Genomic DNA, 24983 nt, shown 5'->3' with positions numbered 1-24983 from the left:
TGATGTCAGGCACCAGAATACGGTATGGGATAGAGGCCGCGCCCTCTCTCAAGTACTTTTTCCCGGCCTGCAAGTAAGGAAGCCCCATGACTGAACGCTATATAGGCTTGATGTCCGGCACCAGAATACGGTATGGGATAGAGGCCGCTCCCTCTCTCAAGTACTTTTTCCCGGCCTGCAAGTAAGGAAGCCCCATGACTGAACGCTATATAGGCTTGATGTCCGGTACCAGCATGGATGGTATCGATGCCGTGCTGGTGCTGATCGAGGGGGATGAACTGAGGGTCGAAGCGGCCCTCAGCCACCCCTGGCCCACCGCTCACGAGCTGCACCGGCTCTGCACCCCGGGCGACAACGAGATCGACCGCATGGGGGTTGCCGACAACCTGGTCGCCCGCGAGTTTGCCGCAGCCACCCACGCCCTGCTGGCCAAGGCCGGCCTCACGCCTGCCGATATTCGCGCCATCGGCAGCCACGGCCAGACCATCCGCCACCGCCCCAAGCTCGGCTTTACCCTGCAGATCGGCAACGCGGCCCTGCTGGCGGCGCTGACCGGCATCGATGTGGTGGCCGATTTTCGCACCATGGACATGGCCCTCGGCGGCCAGGGGGCGCCGCTGGTGCCCGCCTTCCATCAGGCTTTCTTTGCCCGCCCCGGCGCCCTGCGGGTGGTGCTCAACCTCGGCGGCATAGCCAATATATCTGTGCTGCCGGGCCAGGCCGACGGCGTCTATGGCTTCGATACCGGCCCGGCCAACACCCTGCTCGATGGCTGGTATCGCCGTCATCACCCCAAGGGGGCCGGCTACGATGCCGGCGGCCAGTGGGCGGCCAGCGGCAGGCTTGTCCCTGCACTGCTGGAGCAGTTGTTGGCTCACCCCTACTTTGCCGCCCCCCACCCCAAGAGCACGGGGCGGGAGATGTTCACCCTCGACTGGCTCGATGGCGAGCTGGCTGGCCACGCCCATGTCCCGGCGGATGTGCAGCGCACCCTGCAGGCGCTCACCTGCCACAGCATAGCCCGCCAGCTGCCCGCACTGGATGATGCGCAAAGCTGGCCCGAGCTGTATGTCTGCGGCGGCGGCGCCCATAACGCCCCGCTGCTGGCGGAGCTGGCCAGCCTGCTGCCCGGCTGGCGCATCGCCAACACGGCCGAGCTGGGGATCGCCCCCGACTGGATGGAGGGCGCGGCGTTTGCCTGGCTGGCACAGCGCTTTATCCACCGCCAACCGGGCAACCTGCCCGCCGTTACCGGTGCCAGCCGTCTTGCAGTCCTGGGCGCCCTCTATCCCGCCTGAGCACCAACCGGGACCACCACCTTTACCTATCACTGCCAGCCAGCACCTCTAACGGCGCCATTGAGTGCACAATGGCAGGAATGGCAGGATCAGACAGGCTCCCATTGAACGGATGCCGGCATGCCGCTATCGAGGCACCCGGATCCCGCCAGCCACCCCTTTCGGGCTGAAGAGCACCTGCCAGAGCTGGATATTCCGGGCACGAAATGCCCCGGCACAGGCGCCCAGATAATAGGTGAACATCCTGTAGAATTGCTCATCGTAATTTGCCTTCAATTTTTTCCAATTGGCATTGAAACGGGCTAACCAGGCCATCAGCGTGCGATCATAATCCGCACCGAAGTTATGCCAATCCTCCATGACAAAATGCTTTTCACTGCTCTGTGAAACCTGAAGTACCGAGGGAAGGCAACCGTTGGGGAAGATATATTTATCGATCCATGGATCCACATCAAGATCGCTTTTATTGGAACCTATGCTGTGCAACAAAAATAATCCATCATCAACCAGACTCTTTGCTACCACATCAAAGTAGGCGGCATAGTTTTTCGGCCCAACGTGCTCAAACATCCCAACCGAGACGATTCGATCAAATTGCTCATCAAGATCGCGATAATCTTGCAAGCGAATATCCACGGGCAAACCGGCACAATTTTTCTGCGCCAGAACCTGCTGCTCCACCGATATGGTCAGCCCGACGACAGAAACACCATAATGCTCTGCGGCAAAACGGGCTAATCCTCCCCAGCCACAGCCAATATCCAGCAGCCGCATATTTTTCTGCAGTTGCAGCTTCTCGCATATCAGATGCAACTTGTCGTTCTGCGCCTGCTCCAACCCGCTGGCATTAGCCCAGTAGCCACAGGAGTACTGCATGTAGGGATCCAACATAAGCTCGAACAGATCGTTACCCAGATCGTAGTGCTCCCTGCCTACCTGCCACGCCCGCTTACGGCTCTGCTTGTTGATGAGACGGCTCGACAGCACATAGAGAATATCGGCAAAGTGGCGCGGCATGCGCTCCTCCACCCCGGTGGCAAGCAAGCGACTGAACAATATGTCGAGGCGTGGGCACTCCCACCACCCATCCATATAACTCTCGCCCAATCCTAGTGATCCCTCTTTAATGACTCGCTGAAAGAAGAGGGGATTATGTACATGAATATCATAGGGATGGGGACCATTAATCGTGATCCCAGAATATAAGAGCAGTTCTTCTACAATCTTATAATAATGGTTTTTAGGCACATTCAGATTCAACACTTTTGTTGCCATTGCAATATTCCTGTTTTTTATTTTTATGCGACTGACCATGACATTAAGACAGTCGCAACGAGTGGGCTTGGTAAAAAGTTGAAAAATGCAGATATTCTCGATGCAGAGATAATTAAAAAACATCTGGCATATCATTCATCCAAGCTTATGAAGTCAATTCATGCACATCCCGGTCTGGTAGGGATATATAACGAAGAGGCGAGGCGTCAAACAACAGGGTTGTTATTATTCTGGCTCGGACAAACCGGCAGGGTCAGGCTCAGGCCACCTCTCTCGCCTCGTCGGCAGCCCGCAGCAGGCTCTGGCGACCGAGCCAGTAACCCTGCAGATAACCGGACTCCAGCTTGGAGAGATCCTGAGTAAAGCGGGAGACCCGAAAATCGGCCGGCGGCGCTATCACCTCGATCTCGCAATCGGCGGGAGGATTGGCGATGAAGTCGAGGGCACTGTTGTAGGAACGATCCCGCTCCAGCAAGGCCTGTACCAGTGCCGGCTGGGTTTTCAGCAGCGCTTTCAACATCCAGCAGAAGCGGGGGGGCTTCTTGCGATAGCCATGGGGTTCAGATAACACCACCGTCATCCGGCGCACACCACGGCGATAGGCTTCTATCACAGGTATGGAGTCGCTGATCCCACCATCGGCCATGGGGCGGCCATCGACGCAAGGGGTATCGTGCTGCACCACCGGCAGGGCGCAGGTCGCGGTGAGCACCTCGTCCATGTTATCGGGCCGAACCTGCAGGTAGACGGCGGCGCCTGTCGTCACATCGGTCGCGACCGCATAGAAGGGGATCTGGTGGGCGCAGAAGGTCTCGAGATCCAGCGGGAAACGATGACGACTGGTCCGCCACAACCAGCCAATATCCACCAAGTCCCCCCCTTTTACGAAGCGCATGGGATCGAGAAAATCGCTGCTACAGGCCAGCTCGGTGATGATGTGATGGCTGCGGCGCGGCTGTTCGCTCAGGTAGGAGACCAGATTGGTCGCACCGGCCGACACCCCGATGATCAGATCGAAGGGGTAGTAACGGCTTTCAACAAAGGCATCGAGCACACCGCTGGCAAAGATGCCGCGCATCGCACCTCCCTCGACAATCAGGGCGGCAGAATGAGAATTTACCATGACAAGGCTCCGTCAGCTGTAATAGGCACAGGGAATAATCCTGCCCAGCGATGGACGCCTTCATGCAGAACACCAAGACGCCGCAGCAGGACGGATCAGGCAAGCATTCTGCGAGGCGAGGGCCAGGCAGGTGCAAACCTGAGACCGTGAAGCGGCTCCCAGTATATGCAGAGCCATAACCTTCAAAAAATGAATTTAAATAATAAAAAACATGCCATTTTGGAATGTTTTGTTTCACCACAGCCTGGCTGACGAAATGCATCCGCCTGCAGTGGCCCGCCGGGATCAGGGCAGACCCGGTCAGGAGGTCTCTTTGGGGGGCTCTATGGTAGTCCCTGACAGCCAACATCCCCCCGGCAACGGCTGGTCTAGCTCAAACAACCGCCGCTGATGAGCTTGGCAAACCGGGAGAGCAATCGCTGCTCAAGAACTTGTTGTAGTTCGACCAGTTGACGACAGGGTGACTGGATTTCCCCATGGTGAGGCTAAGAGACTGACACCACAGGCTGCAAGACTTCGTCCTGCCCTCCCTACCTCTGGCGGCGAGACGGCTCTCATATCATCCAGGTGCCTCCGCAAGAATGCGGCGATGGCCTCGCCGGCGAGGAGCGCTGTCAGCCCCCATTGATACGCGATCGATGGCGGCAGATCCCGTCATCAAGGTGGCACGCCCAGAGACTGGCAGCGGATCTCTTTCCCCGTGGCTTATCAACGAGAGCGGGCCGGAAAATATATGCCTGATCCAATGAGTAATATCGCGCCCCGGCGCCTCCCTGATACATTCCCCATGCAGAATGACTGAATCATATTTCAGGGGCATCTTATTGGCGGCAAACTGGTCGTCGGCTAGCATATTTCGAGTCGGCTTGATAGCCCCTGAAAGGGTTTTAAAATACATATCTATGCACAATAAAAACTATTAACTGCAGGATGGCGAATATTTTTAACGCCTCATTCACAGCACAGCCCCTCCCCACTGGAGGGAAGAACCCAGTCTACACGGGCTCGCCCGCGATACCAGACCTGTTTGATCCACTCAGGAATGGTATTCACCCTGAATTGAATAGCAAAACAGCTATATTTCCAAGCGTTGAGCCATCTCATAGAAACGTAATCACCGGTTTGCATCCCCTGATTAGCACTCATAGAATCGCCTCGTCTGAAATAATCAACCCCGTCCCTTCCTCTCTTATCCCATTCAGCTAGTGAGTGGATTAAACATAATAACCTTGGATGCACCCGCTGGCGCAGTCGGCTGGCGCTCTTGGACGGGACGAACCTGTACCTGAGTTAACAACGAATACTAAAAAGAGGAATATCTATGAGTGGCACCATCATCAAGGCTGCAAGAAATACCACCAATGCCCCCCAGGATCTGGGCCCCTACACCCAGACGGTGGCCTTCTCTCATTACAACAATATTTCTGCCCAGCTGCCGGTCGATCCCAAGACCGGCAAGATGGTGAGTGGCGACGTCAAGGTACAGGCCAGACAGTGCCTGAATAACCTCAAGGCGATCATAGAGAGCATCGGCCACGTGATGGACGATATGGTCAAAGCCACCATCTTCCTGAAAGACATGGCGGATCTGGAGGCGGTCGACGCCGTCTATCGCGAATTCTTCCCGGGCTATCTGCCGACCCGCACCACACTCGCCGTGGCCGCCCTGCCGCTGGATGCCCAGGTGCAGATCGACGCCATCATCTCCAATGGCGAAGGCACCTTCCCGCAGGCGCCCTGCGCTCTGGTGAAGCTGGCCCGCAACAGCGACAAGGCCCCGCACAACCCGCTCTCGACCCATACCGTTGCCTTCTCCCACTACAACAACATAGGCGCGCAACTGCCGGTCGATGCGGCCTCGGGCCAGCTGGTCGCCGGTGGCATCCGCGAACAGGCGGGTCAATGTCTGCGCCACATCAAAACCGTGCTGGAAAGCATCGATGTGCCGTTTGACGACATCGTCAAGGTGAACATCTACCTGACCAGCCTCGCCGATCTGGACGCCGTCAACGAGGTCTACACCACCTTCTTCCCGGACTCCGCCATTGCCCGCGCCGTCGCCTATCTGCCGGCCCGCTCCGTGATCAGCGCCACTGCCCTGCCGCTGGGAGCCAGGGTGCAGATGGATGCGGTCATCTCCCACGGTGACGGCACACCGCCGCAGCTGGTAGAAGACAGACACAATCTGGTGATCGCTGCCCGCAATACCGACAAGGCGCCACGCAGCCCGCTCCATTGCCAGACAGTCGCCTTCTCCCACTACAACCATCTGGCCGCTCAGCTGCCGCTGGATATCACCACTGGCAAGATCCTGACCGGTTGTGTCAAAGAGCAGACCGCCCAGTGCCTGAGCCATATCAAAGCCATCGTCGAGAGCATCGACCACGTGATGGACGATATCGTCAAGGTCAATATTCAGGTCAAAAACATCGCGGATCTGGATGTGATCAACGCCATCTATACCAAATACTTCCCGAGCTATCTGCCGGCCCGTACCGTGATTGGCGTGAGCGAGCTGCCCGCCGGTGCCCTGGTGCAGATGGATGCCGTGCTCTCCAATGCGGAAAGCACCCCGCCGCAAGCGTAATAGATATTGAAATACAGGACCTTACGAGAAACCTGTTACCAGGTCATTGCCAAGGTCCTGTTCCATTTCAGTACCACTGACTTGCCCCTATTTGGTTTTCCAGTCAGGAAAACGTATCCACAAGTCCATTTCGCAAGCTGATATGCGATGTGAAATGGTACCGAGCCTAAATAATATGAAACAAGGCCTCAGTCTCACCTTAATACAGTGAAACTGAGGCCTTGATATAAAACATCACTGCAATCCGTCATATCACATTTCAAAATTACCGTTCAGCATGCGATGTCACTTATAGATACTTGATCAAAAATGTTTTTGTAAGCTTGCTGTTGCTTTTATTTACGCGAACAAACTCGATATCATAACCACATTTTTTGTAGAACAGAGGGGCTTGAAACTCATTGGTGACGAGATTTATATTGTTGTAGCCCTTGCCATCAAAGTAATGCTCAAGCGTTTGCAATAATTTTCTGCCATACCCTTTTTGACGAAGAGACTCATCAACCCACAAGTCCTCAATATATATCTCTGAATATGCTGTGTATGCGCTAAGTACACCAAATACCTCCCCTTTTTCATCAGATAAAGTAAAAGAGAAGTTTTTAAAATTTATCGCTATGCCATTTTCACGCTCATAATTTTCATGACCTTCCGTCATTTTTGCATCAGCGGCTTCACTTAAATCTTCTGTATATTCAATATGTAATTCATTCACTGTATGACTGCCTATATAAAATGGGAAAGCCCACTGTTTCCATTTCTACCGACTATGATGCCATAAGTTCAGTGCTTAGTGCTAAACGAGAGTCTTGCTGGCAAGGGAGCGTATGACGCCATAAATGGAAGAAACCCGTTGCCCGAAGGCGATGAACGGTTATAGTCTGCTCTGAAATAGTCAGCGCTATACACTGCACATCACCCAATAAAAACACCCTCCATCTTGCGATGGAGGGCGTTTTATCGTTCCGGCTATTGGGCCAGGTTGGCCCAATGTTCAGGAATTACAGGGGCTGTTACAGGGACTCTGCGGTCGCAACCACGTTTTCCACGGTAAAGCCGAATTCCTTGAACAGCAGCTCGGCCGGCGCGGACTCACCGAAGGTGGTCATGCCGATGATCTTGCCGCCGAAGCCCACGTACTTGTACCAGTAGTCGGCGATACCCGCTTCGATGGCGACACGCTTGGTCACGCTCATCGGCAGGACGGACTCTTTGTACTCGGCAGACTGGGCGTCGAACACATCGGTACAAGGCAGGGAGACCACGCGCACGGCACGGCCCTTGGCAGTCAGCTGATCAAAAGCGGCCACGGCCAGCTCCACTTCGGAACCTGTGGCGATCAGGATGAGTTCCGGGGTACCGGCGCAATCCTTCAGCACATAACCACCCTTGGCGGTATCGGCCAGTTGCTGGGCAGTACGGTCCATCTGGGCCAGGTTCTGGCGGGAGAAGATCAGGGAAGTCGGACCGTCGGTACGCTCGATGGCGTGCTTCCAGGCGATCGCGGATTCAACCTGGTCACACGGGCGCCAGGTGCTCATGTTCGGGGTCAGACGCAGGGACGCGATCTGCTCAACCGGCTGGTGAGTCGGGCCATCTTCACCCAGACCGATGGAGTCGTGGGTATAAACGAAGATGACGCGCTGCTTCATCAGGGCGGCCATGCGCAGGGCGTTGCGGGCGTACTCCATGAACATCATGAAGGTGGCGCCGTAGGGGATGAAACCACCGTGCAGGGCGATGCCGTTCATGATGGCGGACATGCCGAACTCGCGTACACCGTAGTGGATGTAGTTGCCGGACGCATCGTCGTTGGTCAGGGACTTGGAGCCGGACCACATGGTCAGGTTGGACGGGGCCAGGTCGGCGGACCCCCCCATGAACTCGGGCAGCAGCTTGCCGAAGGCTTCCAGAGAGTTCTGGGACGCTTTGCGGGTCGCAATCTTGGCCGGGTTGGCTTGCAGGGTTTCGATGATCTTGGCGGAATCGCTTGCCCAGTTGGCTGGCAGCTCGCCTGCGGTACGACGCTTGAACTCGGCAGCCAGCGCCGGGTGAGCGGCTTCATAGGCGGCAAACTTGGCAGCCCAGTCGGCTTCCAGCTTGGTGCCCTTCTCCTGACCATTCCACTCGGCGGCGATGTCAGACGGGATGACGAAGGGCGCGTGGTCCCACTTCAGGAAGGCACGGGCGGCGGCGATCTCGTCATTGCCCAGCGGTGAGCCGTGGCAATCATGGGAGCCGGACTTGTTCGGTGAACCGTAGCCTATGATGGTGCGGCAGCAGATCAGGGTCGGCTTGCCGGTCTCGGCCTTGGCGGCTTCGATGGCGGCATTGATGGCTTCCGGGCTGTGGCCGTCAACGGCGGCAATCACGTGCCAGCCGTACGCTTCGAAACGCTTGACGGTGTCGTCGGTGAACCAGCCTTCAACGTGACCGTCGATGGAGATGCCGTTGTCATCCCAGAACGCGATCAGTTTGCCCAGTTGCAGGGTGCCTGCCAAGGAGCAAGCCTCGTGGGAGATGCCTTCCATCAGGCAGCCGTCGCCCATGAAGGCGTAGGTGTAGTGGTCAACGATGTCGTGACCCGGCTGGTTGAACTGCTCGGCCATGGCCTTCTCGGCGATCGCCATGCCCACGGCATTGGTGATGCCCTGACCCAGCGGACCCGTGGTGGTTTCAACGCCCGGCGCATAGCCATACTCGGGGTGACCCGGGGTACGAGAGTGCAGTTGGCGGAAGTTTTTCAGGTCGTCGATGGAGAGGTCATAACCGGAGAGGTGCAGCAGGGAGTACAGCAGCATGGAGCCGTGGCCGTTAGACAGAATGAAACGGTCGCGGTCGGCCCACTTGGGGTTGTTCGGGTTATGCTTGAGGTGGCTGCGCCACAACACTTCGGCGATATCTGCCATTCCCATGGGGGCGCCCGGGTGACCGGAGTTGGCTTTTTGAACGGCATCCATACTCAATGCGCGAATGGCATTGGCAAGCTCTTTACGAGAAGGCATCTGTATCTCCTGCGATTGCTTCATTTGATGGCCAAGATTAAGGCGCGTTATTGTCCCAGCAGGGCGCGTGCGGTGCAAATATTATCTGGGCGAATAAAGTGGCTTTGGGAGCTCAATCGCTTTTCTGGCCGGGGCAAACGATTGAGTTGTAAACGGCTTGCACCCCAAATGGGGTAAAGCACGGATCTTGTTCGGCCAGCGCGCGGCAAAACCAAAATAGTGCTGGCAATCGAGGGGGGCGCTAACTAAAATGGACGTCCAGATGTAGATACCTCTACAATCATCCTATCATCCTATCATCACCCGGTTATTGCTGTGGCGATAACCCCAGACAAGCTGAGAATCCCATCATGGCAAAGCTGTTTACTTCCGAGTCGGTCTCCGAAGGCCATCCCGACAAGATTGCGGACCAGATCTCCGATGCGGTACTGGACGCCATCCTCAAGCAAGATACCAAGGCCCGTGTTGCCTGTGAGACCCTGGTCAAGACCGGCATGGTCATGGTGGCCGGTGAAGTAACCACCTCTGCCTGGGTTGATATCGAAGAGATAGTGCGCAACACAGTGCGTGACATCGGCTACACCCACTCCGACATGGGCTTCGATGCCGACTCCTGCGCCGTGCTGAACGCCATCGGCAAGCAGTCCCCCGACATCAACCAGGGTGTTGACCGCAGCGATCCGCTGGAGCAGGGCGCCGGTGACCAGGGCCTGATGTTCGGCTACGCCACCAACGAAACCGACGTGCTGATGCCAGCCCCCATCACCTATTCTCACCTGCTGGTGAAGCGTCAGGCCGAAGTGCGCAAGAACGGCACCCTGCCGTGGCTGCGTCCGGATGCCAAGAGCCAGCTGACCTTCGCCTACGACGACGCGGGCAAGATCCTGGGTGTGGATGCCGTTGTGCTCTCTACCCAGCACAGCGAGTCCATCAGCCACAAGGATCTGGTGGAAGCGGTGCGAGAAGAGATCATCAAGCCGGTGCTGCCGGCCGAGTGGATCACCAAGGACACCAAATACTTCATCAACCCGACTGGCCGTTTCGTCATCGGCGGCCCCATGGGTGACTGCGGTCTGACCGGTCGCAAGATCATCGTCGACACCTACGGCGGCATGGCCCGTCACGGTGGTGGCGCCTTCTCCGGCAAAGACCCGTCCAAGGTTGACCGCTCCGCAGCCTACGCCGCCCGCTACGTGGCCAAGAACATAGTCGCCGCCGGTCTGGCGGATCGCTGCGAGATCCAGATCTCCTACGCCATCGGTGTGGCCGAGCCGACCTCCATCAGCGTCGAAACCTTCGGTACCGCCAAGGTGGCCGAGGATCTGCTGGTCAAGCTGGTACGCGAGCACTTCGAACTGCGCCCGTACGGCCTGATCCAGATGCTGGATCTGAAGCGCCCCATCTACCAGGCTACCGCTGCCTACGGTCACTTCGGTCGCGAAGAGTTCCCGTGGGAGCAGACCGACAAGGCCGAGCTGCTGCGCTCCGCCGCTGGCCTCTAAGCCACTCAGTTGTGATAAAAGGGGAGCCTGGCTCCCCTTTTGCTTGTCTGCCGACCGACGGAAATCCCATGTCTGCCACCCCAGCTCAACTCGAACAACTGCTGCATCAGCGGGTCGAGGCCTGTTTCGTGCAGGCCGAGGCGCGCCTCGGCCGCACCTTTGCCCGCCCGCGCATCCACTGCAACATGCGGGGCCGGGCGGCGGGCTCGGCGCGGCTGCAGACCTGGGAGCTGCGCTTCAACCCGGCCCTCTACCAGGCCAACCAGCAGGCGTTTCTGGACGAGGTGGTGCCCCACGAGGTGGCCCATCTGCTGGTCTATGCGCTCTGGGGCCAAGGGCGCGGCAAAGCACGGGTGCTGCCCCACGGCCAGCAGTGGCAGTCGATGATGCGGGAGCTGTTCGACCTTGAGCCCAAAACCACCCACAGCTTCGATCTGACTGTGCTGGCCCAGCGCACTGTGCCCTATCGCTGCCACTGCCAGCAGCATCAGCTGTCGGTGCGTCGCCACAACAAGGTGGTGCGCGGCGAGGCCCGCTATCACTGCCGCCGCTGCAAGCAGCCGCTGGAACGGGAACGGCAGGTGCCTGTGCCTGCGCAGTAAGCCAGCCCGTGTCGCAACCCTGTGCTAGGGTGCCCCTCTCTTCATCCAACCACTTCATTGCCAAGGATCTTCATGTTTCGTCCCCTGTTTTCGTTCACTCTGGCCCTGCTGGTCAGCCTGCCCCTGCATGCCCAGACCTTTCGCGCTGCCAAGCAGGATCTGAACCGCCTCTATCAGGATCACCCCGTCACCTTCTACTGCGGCTGCAAGATTGAGTATCAGGGCAAGAAAATGAGCCCGGATCTGGCCAGCTGCGGCTATGAACCGCGCAAGCAGGCCAAGCGCGCCAACCGCATCGAGTGGGAACACGTGGTGCCGGCCTGGGAATTCGGCCACCAGCTGCAGTGCTGGCAGCAGGGTGGTCGCAAGAACTGCGGCAAGAGCGACGAGTTCAACCAGATGGAGGGGGACATGCACAACCTCTTCCCCGCCATCGGCGAGGTGAACGGGGATCGCGCCAACTACCGCTTCTCCGACTGGAACGGCACCCCGGATCAGTACGGCCAGTGCCAGATGCTGGTGGATTTCAAGGCGCGTCAGGTACAGCCGCCCAAGGGGCTGGTACGGGGCCAGATCGCCCGCGCCTACCTCTACATGAGCCAGCAGTATGGGCTGCGCCTCGCGGCGCAACAGCGTAAACTGTTCGAAGCTTGGGACAGGCAGTACCCGGCCGATGGCTGGGAGTGCGAACGCAATCGCCGCATCGGCAAGTTGCAGGGCAATACCAATCCCTTCATTGAAAAGCAGTGCCAATAACCCCATTTGACAGGGAGGGATCACACCCCTCCCCTAACGAGACGCGTCAATAGTCGAGTGAGCCGTGAACCCGGCCTCACAGCAAGACATTGACGCGTTTCCAAGCAAGAGACTGACACTTAGCCATGCGCATTCCACGTATCTATGAAGCGGCCGCCCTGCAGGTTGGCCAGACCCTAGCCCTGTCGGAAGACGGCGCCAACCACATAGGCCGGGTGCTGCGCATGCAGCCGGGCCAGCAGCTGGAGCTGTTCAATGGCGACGGCAATCAATATGCCGCCACCATAGCCCTGGTCGGCAAGAAGTCGGTGGAGGTGACCATAGACGGCTGCGAGGCTCAATCTGTGGAGTCCCCCTTCGCCATCCATCTGGGCCAGGTGATCAGCCGGGGCGACAAGATGGACTTCACCATCCAGAAATCCGTCGAGCTGGGCGTCACCTGCATCACGCCGCTCTTCTCCGAGCGCTGCGGCGTCAAGCTGCCGGCGGACAGGCTGGAGAAGAAGCGCGAGCAGTGGCAGAAGGTGGTGATCAGCGCCTGCGAACAATGCGGCCGCAACCTGGTGCCCGAAGTTCGGATGCCCATGGAGCTGGACGCCTGGCTGGCGGAAGAGACCAAAGAGCTCAAGCTCAACCTGCATCCACGCGCCGAGTACAGCATCAGCACACTGCCGGTGCCGGAGCACGGGGTGCGTCTGCTGATCGGCCCGGAAGGGGGCTTGTCCGGCGACGAGATCGCCCGTACCGTGCAGGAAGGTTTCAAGGAGATGTTGCTGGGTCCGCGGGTGCTGCGCACCGAAACCGCCGCCCTGACCGCAATAACAGCGCTGCAGTGCCGCTTCGGCGATCTGGCCTGAAACGGGTTCTGACAATCTCAAACGCAATCGAGCTACCAGAAGGACATTCGGATGACCATTAAACTCGGCATAGTGATGGACCCCATCTCGGCCATCAATATCAAGAAGGACTCCAGTTTCGCCATGCTCGAAGAGGCGCAAAAGCGCGGCTATGAGCTCTTCTATCTGGAGATGTCGGATCTTTACATGGAGGCGGGCCGCGCCTTTGGCACCATGCGCCCGCTGACGGTCAAATATGACTACGCCGACTGGTTCAGCCTGGGCGAGGTGGTGGATCAGCCCCTCTCCACCCTGGACGTGATCCTGATGCGCAAGGATCCGCCGTTCGATACCGAGTTCATCTACGCCACCTATATGCTGGAGCGGGCCGAGGATGAGGGCTGCCTCATCGTCAACAAGCCGCAGAGCCTGCGCGACGCCAACGAGAAGCTCTACACCGCCTGGTTTGCCGAGCACACCCCGACCACGCTGGTGACCCGTCGCTCTGACAAGCTGCGCGCCTTCCACGCCCGGCACAAGGACGTGATCTTGAAGCCCTTGGACGGCATGGGCGGCGCCTCCATCTTCCGCATGAAGGAAGATGACGCCAACGTGGGCGTCATCATCGAAACCCTCACCGAGCACGGTAGCCAGTACTGCATGGCCCAGACCTATCTGCCCGCCATCAAGGACGGTGACAAGCGGGTGCTGGTGGTGGACGGTGAACCGGTGCCTTACTGCCTGGCCCGTATCCCGGCACAGGGGGAGACCCGTGGCAACCTGGCGGCCGGTGGCCGTGGCGAGGCGCGCCCCTTGAGCGAAGCGGACTGGGCCATCGCCCGCGCCGTCGGCCCGACCCTGAAAGAGAAGGGCCTCATCTTCGTCGGCCTCGACATCATAGGCGATCGGCTGACCGAGATTAACGTCACCAGCCCGACCTGCATCCGCGAGATCGAGGCGGCCTTCCCGGTACACATCACCGGCATGCTGATGGATGCCATCGAGCGTCGGCTGGCGAAAGCCTGAGTGGCCAGAAGCTAAACGGCAATAACAACAGAGGCGGCCCCGGGGCCGCCTCTGTTGTTTCTCCTGCCAGAACGCCGGGCACGCCCCTCAGCAACGGAACTGCCCCACCTTCACCTTGAGGTCGCTGGAGAGCTGCTCCAGCTCATGGCAGCTCTGATTCAGCTCGGAGGCCGCCGCCGTCGACTCGGTGGCAATGTGGGCAATATTGACCACGTTGCGGCTGATGTCCTCCGCCACCTTGCTCTGCTCCTCCGCCGCCGTGGCGATCTGGGTGTTCATCTCGTTGATCACGTTGACCGAGCTCACTATCTCGCCGAGTGCCTGGCCGCAGGCCAGCACGGTACGATTGGACTCTTCCACCTGACTCAGTCCCAGCTCCATGCTGGAAGCCGCCTGGGTGGCCCCCTGCTGCAGCTTGACTATGGTCTTGCCGATCTCTTCGGTCGAACGCTGCGTGCGCTGGGCCAGGGTACGCACCTCGTCGGCCACCACCGCAAAACCACGGCCCTGATCGCCGGCCCGCGCCGCCTCGATCGCCGCATTGAGCGCCAGCAGATTGGTCTGCTCGGCGATGCCGCGGATGGCATCCATCACGCTGCTGATATTGCGGCTGTCATCCGCCAGCTGGGTGATCATGGCGGCCGTGTTCTGGATCTGGGCGGAGAGACCGGACATGCGCAAGATGGCATCTTCGACTATGTGGTGACCGTGACGGGCGCTCTCGTCAGCATGGTGCGCCGCATCGGCGGCGGCGTTGGAGCTGTTCGCCACCTCGGCCACTGTGGCGCTCATCTGGTTCATGGCGGTCGCAGTCTGATCCGTCTCCGCCTGTTGCTGGGCGAAACGGCCCCGGCTCTGGGTGCCGATATGGGCCAGGTGAGCCGACTCTTTGGCGAGCTGCTCCGCCATGCCGTTGATCTGGGTGATGAGGTCACGAAAATGACAGATCACCTCGTTGAGGGAGTGGGCCAGCCCGCCCATCTCGTCCTTGCGCAGCACGGGCGCCAGCTTGCTCAGGTCGAGATCCGTCTGCATGCCGCGCAAGATCCCGCCCATGGCCGCCAACGGCTGGCTGACGCTGCGCCCCGCCCACACGCCGAAGAACAGGATACAGGCGCCACCCACCACAAACAGCAGGATGAACAGCCGGATCAACTGCACCCTGAGTTCATTGAGCTCGGCCATGTTCTTCTCGGCCTCCTGCAACTGGTACTCCACCAGGGCGCTGACCCCGTCACTGACCGGGTCGATCACCCGATAGAGTGGCATGATATGGGCGGCCAGCTGGCCCTGGTTGTCACCCTGCATGCTTGCCAGTATCTGCATCACGGACTCAATTTCCCGATCCGCCGCCGCGAACAGCGCCTGCATCTTGTCGGCTTCCCGCTGCTCGGCCTGGCTCATCTCCTGACCGCGATACTCTCGCCAGATCCGGTTGATCTCCTGCTGGGCGGCGCTCATGTCCGCGCGCGATTTGGCGGGGTCAAAGCCCCCCACATTGGCCTTGTTGGCGGCGTCTATCACCTTGACCGCGTAGAGATCGGCGATCTGCTTGAGCTCCTTGAGCTGGACGACCTCCCCCTGATACATGGCATTCATGCCCGCCATCAACTGGGACATGGCCTGGGTCGCCCCTATCACCAGCAGCAGGAGCGTCAGCAGGGGAACCACACACCCCAGGATCAACTTCTGTCTGATCGAAATACCTTCCATGGCGTTCTCTCCATCCTGACCATGTCGCTGGACAGGACCGCAAGCGATAAAAAGCGGTTTTGCCCGACACAGTGAGCTGCCATAATTGACCCAAATACCTTTGCAATATTTGGCCCATATGCAAACACTGCAAAATCATTTCCTGCTCGCCATGCCGAGCCTCTCCGATCCCTATTTCGAGCGTTCGCTGGTCTACCTGTGCGAACACAACGAGGAGGGTGCCATGGGGCTGGTGGTCAACATACCGGTGGACATGTCGCTGGACGCCATGCTGACCCAGCTCAAGCTCGCCCCCCCGGCCAGCCCGGACCTCAAGCAGCCCGTGCTGCAAGGGGGGCCGGTACACGCCGATCGCGGTTTCGTGCTGCACAGCTTCCGCCCTGGGTTCAACTCAACCCTGCAGGTGGGGGATGAGCTCATGGTCACCACTTCCAAGGATATACTGGAAACCCTGGGCACAGAGCAGGCCCCGGATCACTGGCTGGTGGCGCTCGGCTACGCCGGCTGGAGTGCGGGTCAACTGGAACAGGAGCTGGTGGACGGCGCCTGGCTGGTGATACCGCCCAACCCGGATCTGGTCTTCAAGACCCCGATCCATCAGCGCTGGCAGCAAGCGGCCGCCAGCATAGGGGTCAATCCCATTCATCTATCCAGCGACATCGGCCACAGCTGATGCCGTTTGCCACGCATTTTGCGATGCGTTTTGAGGAAAAAATTCAATGTCATCACGCAGTATCATGGGCTTTGACTACGGCACCAAGAGCATAGGGGTCGCCATCGGCCAGGAGCTCACCGGCACGGCCCAGCCCCTGCGCGCCATCAAGGCCAACGACGGCGTCCCCAACTGGGACGACGTCGAGAAGCTGCTCAAGGAGTGGCAACCGGATCTACTGGTGGTCGGCCTGCCGCTCAACATGGATGGCACAGAGCAGGAAATCACGGTACGGGCCCGCAAGTTCGGCAACCGTCTGCACGGCCGTTTCGGCAAGCAGGTGGAGTTCAAGGACGAGCGGCTCACCACCACGGATGCCCGCGCCCGCCTGTTTGAACGGGGTGGCTACAAGGCGCTCGACAAGGGCAGCGTGGACGGGGTCTCAGCCCAGCTTATCGTCGAAGCCTGGATGGAAGAGCAGTACGGTTGACCGGCAAGGGGGAGGCAGCGAACGCCTGCCTCCCCCTCACCATATCCATCAGGCCTTGGCCTGTTGCGGGAGCAGATCCTCCCCTTCTTCACCCTGACCGGCATGCATCATGCGGTTGAGCCAGGGCACCATCAGCGCCATCACCACGGCCACCAGCAGGGTCGCCAGTCCTATCTTGCCAAACACATCCGTATAGATCGGCAGCGTCAGCAGCGGATCAGTCACCCCTTGCGGCACTGCGGTAAAGGTCGCCACATAGCCCCCCAGCAGGGATGCCATCGCCTGGGTCAGGAACCACATCCCCAGGATGAAGCCCATCAACCGCTGCGGTACCAGCGCCGCCACCATGGCCAGCCCCAGGGCGCTGATCATCAGCTCGCCCAGGCTCTGGAACAGGTAGATGAGCACCATGAACCAGGGCGAGGTCAGCCCGCCGGCATCGGCAAACCAGATGCCCGCCGCCGCCGCGGTCAGGAAGCCAAGGGAGCAGAAGAACATGCCCAGGGTAAACTTGAGCGGCATGGTCAGATCCCGCCCCTGGCTGCCCATGCGGGTATAGATCATGGCCAGCACTGGGCTGCCCACCACCACCCAGAAGGGGTTCAGGGCCTGAAAGCTGATCGGATTGACGGTAAAGCCCAGCATCTCATGGTGCATGTTGTTGATGGCAAAGAAATTAAGCGAGGTCGGCATCTGGGCATAGAGCACATAAAACACCACGGCCTCCAGCATCAGCACGAAGGCCACGTACATCTTGTTGCGGTGGATGCGATCCAGCTTGAACGCCTCGCGGAAGAAGAAGATCACCACCACCAGGGTCACCGTCATCAACACCATGTTGGCGATCACCACGTGGTGCATCAGCCAGGCGCAGAAGAAGACCAGCGCCACCGCCCCCAGCAAGACCAGCAGCAGCTTGCCGTAATCGAGCGGCAGATGATCCGGCTCCGAGCCTATGTCCCTGACCATGTTGCGGCAGGCAAAGAAGGTCAGCAGCGCTATGATGAGGCCGACCCCACACAGGTTGTAGGTCACCGTATAGCCGTAATGATCGGCAATGACCGGGGCCAGCGAGAGAGAGATCAGGGAGCCAATGTTGATCGACATGTAGAACAGGGTGAAGGCCCCGTCCAGACGGGGATCCCTTGGCCCATAGCACTTGGCGAGCAGGCTGGCCGGGTTGGCCTTGAACAGGCAGTTGCCCACGGCAATGGTGCCCAGGGCATAGAAGATGAGGTCGGGATTGTAGATCGACATGCCGGTCATGAAATAGCCGATGACCAGCACTATGGCCCCCAATACCATGGTGCGCTTGGTGCCCAGAATATGGTCACCCACATAGCCGCCGACCGAGATCAGTCCATATACCAGCGCCGAGAAGGCGCCGAAGGTAATAAACGACTGCTCCTGTGAAAAACCCAGTTGCTGGACAAAGAAAACCGCCAGAATGCCTTGCACGCCGTAATAGCCAAAGCGTTCCCAGAGTTCGACGAAGAAGATCATGAAAAACGGTTTGGGTTGCTGTAACAACCCGGTCGGGGCGGATGGATGCATACTAACCTACCTGTGTGTATGTTCTTTTATTCATGTCAAAGCGGCAGGGTCCACGCATTGATGCGCAGTCCTGCGCCTGATATGTCATATGGGGCGACAGCCAGGCTCGACGAGATGAATATTCATCTACCCGCAGTCATGCTTATTTGGCCTGTATCAGGGTGCCTGTTTAAATATCGGAGGCGGACACTGAGTTCACTTGGCAAATGGCTAAATAGCGCGGCCTCGCGCAGACAGCATTGCCTGATCTCACCCGTGCCTCCTCTCCCCCGGATCAGGTTCCCTATTCTGATGTAATGGCGCCTGGTACCCCGCTCACCGGCTCGGCCAGCAGGCAAGGCCGCACTTCGCAACCAACCAGACAAGGTTAAAACCATACGATCAAGGATTGGCATGCTATATCACTAGCATCTGACGAACTTAATGGTTGATCACACCAGAAGATAACCAATTAATGACATTTTCTAATGAAACCGGATTACTTTTTGTAGCGCAAACAGCGCCATATGGGGCGTGAATTTTCGACCCTGACATGCCTGGCAAGCGAGCAGGTGGTATGGCGAACAGGGTGGCGGCAACCACCATCACTGACATGAAGAGAGGGGCAACAGACCCGTCATGACCCAGGTACTGACAAATACTGATACGCACCCGCGAGTATTAACCAATCTGGTCCGTTGACGCCCCCGGGTATATCAATTCCAATGGGCCGCCCGCATGATGTCGGGCGCTGTGGGAGTGAAACATGTATCAGTCATCGGATTTTGATATCGGCGGAGATCGACTCAGGATCAAGCGGGAGCAATATCCGCTCGCCAAAATAGTGAATATCAAGGCCAGACAATCCAGCCTGACAAAACAGCTGCTGCGGGCGGCCGGCATAGGCCTGATATTCTCCTTCGCCGTCTGGCTGCTGCCCCTGTTCAATACAGCGCCCGAGGTGACGACCATATTGGCCCCCCTGCTGTTTATTGCGGGCATGCTGTTCGCACTGCTGCAATACGCCAGATATGAGTTGCTCATCGAGGTGCGGCATGGGGATGAGACCGGCATCCAATGGATCACTGTGGCCAGAAGCCGCCGCCAGCAAGACTTCGCCCTGTTCCGGCAACAGGCGGATATTCTCACCCGTCGGCTGATGCAATAGTCCGGGTGCCTGACACGAATACGCCGGGGCAGCCCCGGCGTATTTCATGACATTTATCCATAGCCCCCTTGGCCGACAGACAGATGGATACGGCTGATCACAACGCCAGCTGGCTCAGGATGGCGTGGGCCGCCTTGACCCTGGCCTCGTTGGGATAGTTGCGGTTGGCCAGCATGACGATGCCGATTCCCTTGGCGGGCACGAACGCCACATAGGCGCCAAAGCCGTTGGTCGAGCCCGTCTTGTTGTAGAGTCGCGCCAACCCCGTCTCTTGGGACGCGGCAACGGGTTTGACCGGGTTGGCATTGTAAATCACCGCCGAGGAGTTGCCCGCCAGCAATGTCTGCTCGGTGACGGGATAGGCGTAACTCTCCCAGCCCAGTCCCTGGGTCATGTCCCCCACAGAGTAGAAACCTGTGTGGGTCAGCGCGATCGCGCTCTTGACTGCCTCATCCCCCTGATAGCCGATGTTGGCCTCGACAAATCTCAGCAGATCCGCCGAGCCGGTCTTGATGCCATAGGCCTCTGCCGCCAGCACGCCCGGATTGACCCTGATGGGCTTGTCTTCCTTCGAATAGCCATAGGCATAGTTCGCCATGGCCGCGTCGGGGACCTGAATATAGGTGTGGTGCAGACCCAGCCTGGGCAGCAGAGTCTGGCTCATCAGTTGCTCAAACGGCTGGCCCAGGCTGCTCGCCGCCAGGTGGCCGAACAGGCCTATGCTGGGGTTGGAGTATTGGCGATGGCTGCCCGCCGGATAGGCCGGTGCCCAGTGCCGGTAATACGCCCGCATCTTGTCGCTCGAATCCACCTCGTCGGGGAACTGCAGCGGCAGGCCACCCGCGCTGTAGGTGGCGAGCTCAGCCATTGTGATGCCATCAAAGGCGGAGCCTTTGAGCCAGGGCGCATGCTGGCTCGCCTTGTCCTCCAGCTGAAAACCACCCTTGATCGCGGCATAGGCGCCAAGGGTCGCGGTCAGGGTCTTGCTGACCGAACCAATCTCGAACAGGGTCTGCTCGCTGACGCGAGCACCGCTCTCCCGATCCGCCACCCCGTAGTTGAAGTAGTGCGCCTTGCCATCCTTGAGCACGGCGACCGCCATGCCCGGAACCCTGTGCTCCTTGAGCAGAGGCTGGATGACGCCGTCGACCACGGTCGTCAGGGGATCCGCCCCCTCGCCGTGGGACAGGGGGGAGAGCAGCAGGGCACTCAGTGCAAGCAGTGACACGGCAGTGTTTTGTTTCATTGGATGAGTCTCGCGATGGATAAAAGCGCCGGCATGGTGGCAGGCGTGGTCAAGGTGTGAGACCAGCATAACCGGCCAGCATGTGTCCACTGTGCGCCTGGGTGAAGTCTGTGTGAAGTCGCCCCCAAACATGACCCATCTCAAGGGTTTATCCCGGAGTTGCCCGCCTTCTCCCGCCGCTGACGTATAAGCTGTAGGGGCGAAAGGAGACAAGGGAGGCGCGGGTGAAGGGACAAGAGCACATAGCACGACTGCTGGCGGCACTGGAGCAGGTGATCCTGGGCAAGCCGCTGCAACTCAAGATAGCCCTGGTGACCCTGCTGGCCCGTGGTCACCTGCTGATCGAGGATCTGCCCGGCATGGGCAAGACCACCCTGGCCCATGGACTGGCGCAGGTGCTGGGACTGGATTGTCGACGGGTGCAGTTCACCGCCGATCTGCTGCCAGCCGACCTGCTGGGGTTGCAGATCTTCGACCCCCACCAGCAGCAATTTCGCTTTCACCCCGGCCCCGTCTTTACCCAGGTGCTGTTGGCGGACGAGATCAACCGCGCCAGCCCCAAGGTGCAGAGCGCCCTGCTGGAGGCCATGGCCGAGGGCAAGGTGAGCATAGAGGGCCACACCCACCCGCTCCCCTCCCCCTTCTTCGTCATCGCCACCCAGAATCCGGCGGATCAGGCGGGCACCTATCCACTGCCAGAATCCCAGCTGGACCGCTTCGCCGTGCGGCTGTCGCTTGGCTTTCCACCACGGGAAGCGGAGCGTCAGCTGCTGCGTGGCCACCGCCAGAGCCAGCCCCTGCCCCCGCAGTTGCATGCCACCGAGCTTGCTGCCCTGCAGGCCGAAGGGGATGCCATCCATGTCTCCGATGCCACCCTCGACTACCTGCTGGCCCTGGTGCAACAGAGCCGTTTCGATGCCGAGCTGCCCCAGCCCCTCTCCCCCAGAGCAGCCCAGACCCTGCTGGCGGTGAGCCGAGCCTGGGCGCTGGTGGCGGGGCGCCGCTTCGTCACTGTGGAAGATGTGCAAGCCGTCTTCCCCTATGTGGCCGAGCACAGGCTCAGGGGCAGCTTCGGCGTGCAGCGCGGCGAGGCCTGTCCCCTGAGTCAGCGCCTGCTGGCCAGGGTCGATCCGGACAATCCTTGATGAGACGCTCCCTGATGGGCTGGCGCCAGTTGAGGGAGCGCTGGCAGCAACGCTGGCTGGCCCGCCGCATCCCCCCGGCCCGCCAGATGACGCTGGGGCCGCGCAGCCTGTTTATCCTGCCTACTCGCATGGGGCTGCTCTATCTGCTGGTGATGATCGCCATCTATCTGCTCGGCACCAACTACCAGAACAACCTGGTGCTGCTGGTATCTTATTGCCTCGGCAGCCTCTTCATGGCCGCCATGTGGCTCACCCATCGCAACCTGCTGGGGCTGGCATTGCTGGGAGGACCCGCTGTGCTGGGAGAGGCGGGCAGCCAGCTGCCCATGCGGGTGACGGTGCAGAGCCCGCGCCCGGTACAGGCGCTGCACTTCAGTCTCAACGAGGGGTCGCTCTGGCTGGCACAGGCCGGCTCGGCTCCCCAGTGCCTGACCCTGGCGGTGCAGGGCCTGCGACGGGGCCGTCTGCCATTGGGCCGCTTGCGGGTGGAGAGCCGCTACCCCCTCGGCCTGTTTCGCTGCTGGTCGCTGCTGGATCTGCAACTGGAGGCCTGGCTCTCCCCCAAGCCCCTGCATGGGCTGTTGCGAAGCGAGGAGCTGTCAGCTCAGCACGGCGCGCAGGGCCAGCCAGGCCCGGCCCCCCTCGGCGACTTTGACATGCTGCGGGCATACCAGAGTGGGGAGCCTTTCGGCCGGATCGCCTGGAAGCAGCTCGCCCAGGGACGCGGCCTGCTGGTCAAGCAGTTCCACGAGCCTAGGCTGGATGACACGCACCTCAGCCTGGCGCGGGTAACGGGCACGGATCTGGAGCAGCGGCTGGCGGTACTGGCCTGGTGGTGTGGTGATTACGGCAGGCGGGGCATTCCCTTTACCCTGACCCTGGCGGGGCAGACGCTCGGCCCTGACTGTGGCCCCGCCTTTCTCCAGCGCTGCCAGCTGGCGCTGGCCAGCGTCGACAACCCGCAGGCTCAGGCAGACGAGGCCAGCCCGTATGCCGCTCGATAACCGGCGCCTGCTGCCCCTCATCGCCCTGCAACAGCTGCTGCTGGTGCTGGCACTCTGGCCCCAGCTGCAGCTCTGGATCGTCGCCGTCGGCGCCCTCACCCTGAGCGTGCGAGCCATGATGCTGTGGCGGGGCTGGCGCGCGCCCCCCGCTCGCGCACTGGCGCTGCTGGCCATCACCGGGACCCTGCTGCTGGCCTGGCAGTGGCGGGCGCTGGGCACCTTGCCGGCCCTCATCAACCTGCTCTGGCTCGGCTACAGCCTGAAGATCATAGAGGTGCGGCGGGAGCGGGATATAGAGCAGGTATTGCTGCTCGCCTTCTTTCTCATCGCACTGACGCTGGTGCAGCGCCAAAGCATGGGCTGGACCCTGGCGATGGCGGGGGCCCTCTGGCTGGCGGTGACGGCGCTGGTGACCGCCGTGGCCCCCGAACAGAAACAGCCGTGGCGCAGCGCGGGTTTCTCGCTGCTGCTGGCCCTTCCCCTGCTGCTGACCCTGTTTCTGGTGCTGCCCAGGCTGCCGCCGCTCTGGCAGATGCCGACCACCAGCCGCGCCCTGTCGGGTCTTTCGGAAGAAGTGGCCCCCGGCGACATCAGCGATCTGGTCAACTCTTCCGAGCTGGCCTTTCGTGTCACCTTTGCCGACGACCCGCCCCCCGCCAATGAGCGCTATTTTCCCGTGATGCGCCAGGAGCTGTTCGATGGCCGGCGCTGGCGGCTGAGCGACGGGATCCGGCAGTGGCAACAAGCCCAACCCATGCAGACTGCGCCCCTTCAGGCCAGTGCAGGGGCTCTGCCTGGCGCCAGCTACGAGGTGATCGCCGAACCCCAGCGCCACCGCTGGACCCTGGCCCTGCCCAGGCCCAGGGTGGTGAGCGGCCCGGTGCAAGTCAGCCCGCTCACCACCCTCTATCGCCGGGACCGGGGGGATCAAAGGATCAGCTACCGGGTCACCAGCGAGCCAACAGCGCCCAAGGCCGACCTAGCCGCCCGGCGGCTCAACCTGCAACTGCCCCCGGCCGGCAACCCCAGGGCCCGCGCCCATGCCCTCACCTTGGCAGCCCGTTATCCCGACCGGGCAGCGCTGGCCTCGGCCCTGCTCGATGAGTTTCGGCGCGAACCCTTTTACTACACACTGCAACCGCCGCGGCTGGGACCGGATGGGGTGGATGACTTCCTGTTCAACAGTCGGCGCGGCTTCTGTGGCCACTACGCCATGGCCACCGCCTTCGTGCTGCGGGCGGCCGGCATTCCGGCGCGGCTGGTGACCGGCTATCTCGGCGGTGAGTGGAACCCCAGGGGCAACTACCTGGAGGTGCATCAGTTCGATGCCCACGCCTGGGTGGAATACCTGAATGAGCAGGGCGACTGGCAGCGGCTGGACCCCACGGCGGCGGTGGCACCGCAACGGATAGAGGGGGGCATGACGGCGGCCCTGAGCGACGAGTTCACCGCCGCCGATCCCCTCTCACTGCAGCGCTATCGCAACTGGGCCCTGCTCAACCAGTTGCGCTGGTGGGGCGCCAATCTCGACTACCAGTGGACCCGGCGGGTGCTCAACTACGATGCCGCCCTGTTGTGGCAACAGGTGGGAGCGCGCTGGCCTGTGTTGGCCAGCCACACCGCCTGGCTGATCCTGGCCTGCCTGCTGGGGGTGGCCACCCTGGTGGGTACGCTGCTGTTGTGGCCGAGGCGGGCGCCGCCGCAACAGCGGCTGTGGCGCCCCCTGCGCCGGCGTGCCGCCCGCCAGGGGTGGCAACCCGCCGAGGGGGAGAGTCTGGCCAGCTGGTGCGCGCGGCTCGGCTCCCTTGTCCCTCTGCTGGCGCGGCCGCTGGCACGCTGCGCCTGGCTCTATCGGCGCTGGCGCTACGCCCCCCTCTCCCCGAGACAACGACAGCGGGTCTGGCAGCAACTGCAGCGACGGCTGCGCCAGACCTGCCGCGCATGGGATGGACAGAGATAGCGCCGGGCGCCCATCAGGATCCCGCGCAAGCAAAAGGGGAGCCAGTGGCTCCCCTTGTTCAT

General features: G+C 60.4%; 20 protein-coding genes. 13 read left to right on the top strand and 7 right to left on the bottom strand.

What is annotated here, in order from left to right:
- Nucleotides 1-194 precede the first annotated feature (194 nt).
- Nucleotides 195-1298, top strand: a complete 1104-nt coding sequence (locus tag IU367_RS05900; RefSeq protein WP_274453680.1) for an anhydro-N-acetylmuramic acid kinase — start codon at nucleotides 195-197, stop codon at nucleotides 1296-1298.
- A gap of 126 nt (nucleotides 1299-1424) precedes the next feature.
- Here the strand turns inward: IU367_RS05900 and cfa are convergent, their stop codons facing one another.
- Nucleotides 1425-2573: a cyclopropane fatty acyl phospholipid synthase gene (gene cfa / locus IU367_RS05895; protein ID WP_274453679.1), complete on the bottom strand. Its 1149-nt coding sequence runs from the start codon at nucleotides 2571-2573 to the stop codon at nucleotides 1425-1427.
- Between the two features lie 259 nt (nucleotides 2574-2832).
- Nucleotides 2833-3696 carry a patatin-like phospholipase family protein gene (locus tag IU367_RS05890; RefSeq protein WP_274453678.1) on the bottom strand — a complete coding sequence of 288 codons (864 nt, stop codon included), beginning with the start codon at nucleotides 3694-3696 and terminating at the stop codon, nucleotides 2833-2835.
- A 1321-nt stretch (nucleotides 3697-5017) separates the two neighbouring features.
- Here IU367_RS05890 and IU367_RS05885 point away from each other — a divergent pair.
- The gene (locus IU367_RS05885; RefSeq protein ID WP_274453677.1) at nucleotides 5018-6283 is read left to right on the top strand and encodes a RidA family protein; all 1266 of its coding nucleotides are present in this window, start codon (nucleotides 5018-5020) and stop codon (nucleotides 6281-6283) included.
- Between the two features lie 289 nt (nucleotides 6284-6572).
- Here the strand turns inward: IU367_RS05885 and IU367_RS05880 are convergent, their stop codons facing one another.
- Both IU367_RS05880 and tkt read right to left on the bottom strand, forming a co-directional pair.
- Nucleotides 6573-6998: a GNAT family N-acetyltransferase gene (locus IU367_RS05880; RefSeq protein ID WP_274453676.1), complete on the bottom strand. Its 426-nt coding sequence runs from the start codon at nucleotides 6996-6998 to the stop codon at nucleotides 6573-6575.
- Between the two features lie 298 nt (nucleotides 6999-7296).
- Nucleotides 7297-9288: a transketolase gene (tkt, locus tag IU367_RS05875; RefSeq protein ID WP_274453675.1), complete on the bottom strand. Its 1992-nt coding sequence runs from the start codon at nucleotides 9286-9288 to the stop codon at nucleotides 7297-7299.
- Between the two features lie 350 nt (nucleotides 9289-9638).
- Between tkt and metK the strand changes: the two genes are divergently transcribed.
- From metK to gshB, 5 genes are all read left to right on the top strand, one after another.
- Nucleotides 9639-10790, top strand: a complete 1152-nt coding sequence (gene metK, locus IU367_RS05870) for a methionine adenosyltransferase (protein WP_043135581.1) — start codon at nucleotides 9639-9641, stop codon at nucleotides 10788-10790.
- Between the two features lie 68 nt (nucleotides 10791-10858).
- The gene (locus tag IU367_RS05865; RefSeq protein ID WP_098983063.1) at nucleotides 10859-11392 is read left to right on the top strand and encodes a SprT family zinc-dependent metalloprotease; all 534 of its coding nucleotides are present in this window, start codon (nucleotides 10859-10861) and stop codon (nucleotides 11390-11392) included.
- Between the two features lie 72 nt (nucleotides 11393-11464).
- Nucleotides 11465-12148, top strand: a complete 684-nt coding sequence (locus IU367_RS05860) for an endonuclease (protein WP_043135585.1) — start codon at nucleotides 11465-11467, stop codon at nucleotides 12146-12148.
- Nucleotides 12149-12273: 125 nt separating this feature from the next.
- Nucleotides 12274-13005, top strand: coding sequence for a 16S rRNA (uracil(1498)-N(3))-methyltransferase (rsmE, locus tag IU367_RS05855; protein WP_043135587.1), 732 nt, complete (start codon nucleotides 12274-12276; stop codon nucleotides 13003-13005).
- Nucleotides 13006-13056: 51 nt separating this feature from the next.
- Nucleotides 13057-14010 (top strand): glutathione synthase, encoded by a 954-nt coding sequence (gene gshB / locus IU367_RS05850; RefSeq protein ID WP_043135589.1) that lies wholly within the window; start codon nucleotides 13057-13059, stop codon nucleotides 14008-14010.
- An 87-nt stretch (nucleotides 14011-14097) separates the two neighbouring features.
- Here gshB and IU367_RS05845 read toward each other — a convergent pair whose 3' ends face one another.
- Entirely contained in the window at nucleotides 14098-15723 is a 1626-nt protein-coding gene (locus tag IU367_RS05845; protein ID WP_103471026.1) for a methyl-accepting chemotaxis protein, read from the bottom strand.
- A 118-nt stretch (nucleotides 15724-15841) separates the two neighbouring features.
- Between IU367_RS05845 and IU367_RS05840 the strand changes: the two genes are divergently transcribed.
- The gene (locus IU367_RS05840) at nucleotides 15842-16396 is read left to right on the top strand and encodes a YqgE/AlgH family protein (RefSeq protein ID WP_042037546.1); all 555 of its coding nucleotides are present in this window, start codon (nucleotides 15842-15844) and stop codon (nucleotides 16394-16396) included.
- Nucleotides 16397-16442: 46 nt separating this feature from the next.
- The gene (gene ruvX / locus IU367_RS05835; RefSeq protein WP_042867427.1) at nucleotides 16443-16865 is read left to right on the top strand and encodes a Holliday junction resolvase RuvX; all 423 of its coding nucleotides are present in this window, start codon (nucleotides 16443-16445) and stop codon (nucleotides 16863-16865) included.
- 48 nt (nucleotides 16866-16913) lie between these two features.
- On the opposite strand, the gene dtpB is transcribed toward ruvX, so the two are convergent.
- Nucleotides 16914-18419 (bottom strand): dipeptide/tripeptide permease DtpB, encoded by a 1506-nt coding sequence (dtpB, locus tag IU367_RS05830; RefSeq protein WP_274453673.1) that lies wholly within the window; start codon nucleotides 18417-18419, stop codon nucleotides 16914-16916.
- Between the two features lie 745 nt (nucleotides 18420-19164).
- Here dtpB and IU367_RS05825 point away from each other — a divergent pair.
- Nucleotides 19165-19566: a DUF6232 family protein gene (locus IU367_RS05825; protein WP_274453672.1), complete on the top strand. Its 402-nt coding sequence runs from the start codon at nucleotides 19165-19167 to the stop codon at nucleotides 19564-19566.
- A 97-nt stretch (nucleotides 19567-19663) separates the two neighbouring features.
- On the opposite strand, the gene ampC is transcribed toward IU367_RS05825, so the two are convergent.
- Nucleotides 19664-20812 (bottom strand): FOX/MOX family class C beta-lactamase, encoded by a 1149-nt coding sequence (gene ampC, locus IU367_RS05820; RefSeq protein ID WP_274453671.1) that lies wholly within the window; start codon nucleotides 20810-20812, stop codon nucleotides 19664-19666.
- Between the two features lie 224 nt (nucleotides 20813-21036).
- On the opposite strand from ampC, the gene IU367_RS05815 reads away from it, so the two are divergent.
- Genes IU367_RS05815 through IU367_RS05805 form a run of 3 tightly spaced genes read left to right on the top strand, consistent with a single transcriptional unit; the run spans nucleotide 21037 to nucleotide 24921 of the window.
- Nucleotides 21037-21957: an AAA family ATPase gene (locus IU367_RS05815; RefSeq protein ID WP_274453670.1), complete on the top strand. Its 921-nt coding sequence runs from the start codon at nucleotides 21037-21039 to the stop codon at nucleotides 21955-21957.
- Between the two features lie 14 nt (nucleotides 21958-21971).
- On the top strand, nucleotides 21972-22961 hold the full coding sequence (locus IU367_RS05810; protein ID WP_274454349.1) for a DUF58 domain-containing protein: 990 nt from the start codon (nucleotides 21972-21974) through the stop codon (nucleotides 22959-22961).
- A complete protein-coding gene (locus IU367_RS05805) occupies nucleotides 22948-24921 on the top strand; it encodes a transglutaminase TgpA family protein (RefSeq protein WP_274453669.1) in 1974 nt (657 codons plus the stop codon). The genes IU367_RS05810 and IU367_RS05805 overlap by 14 nt, the downstream gene beginning before the upstream one ends.
- Nucleotides 24922-24983 lie beyond the last annotated feature (62 nt).

Source organism: Aeromonas bestiarum (assembly GCF_028751155.1).
In the GTDB taxonomy this organism is placed as follows: Bacteria; Pseudomonadota; Gammaproteobacteria; order Enterobacterales; family Aeromonadaceae; genus Aeromonas; species Aeromonas bestiarum.
This window is presented reverse-complemented; position numbering and strand designations above follow the sequence as displayed.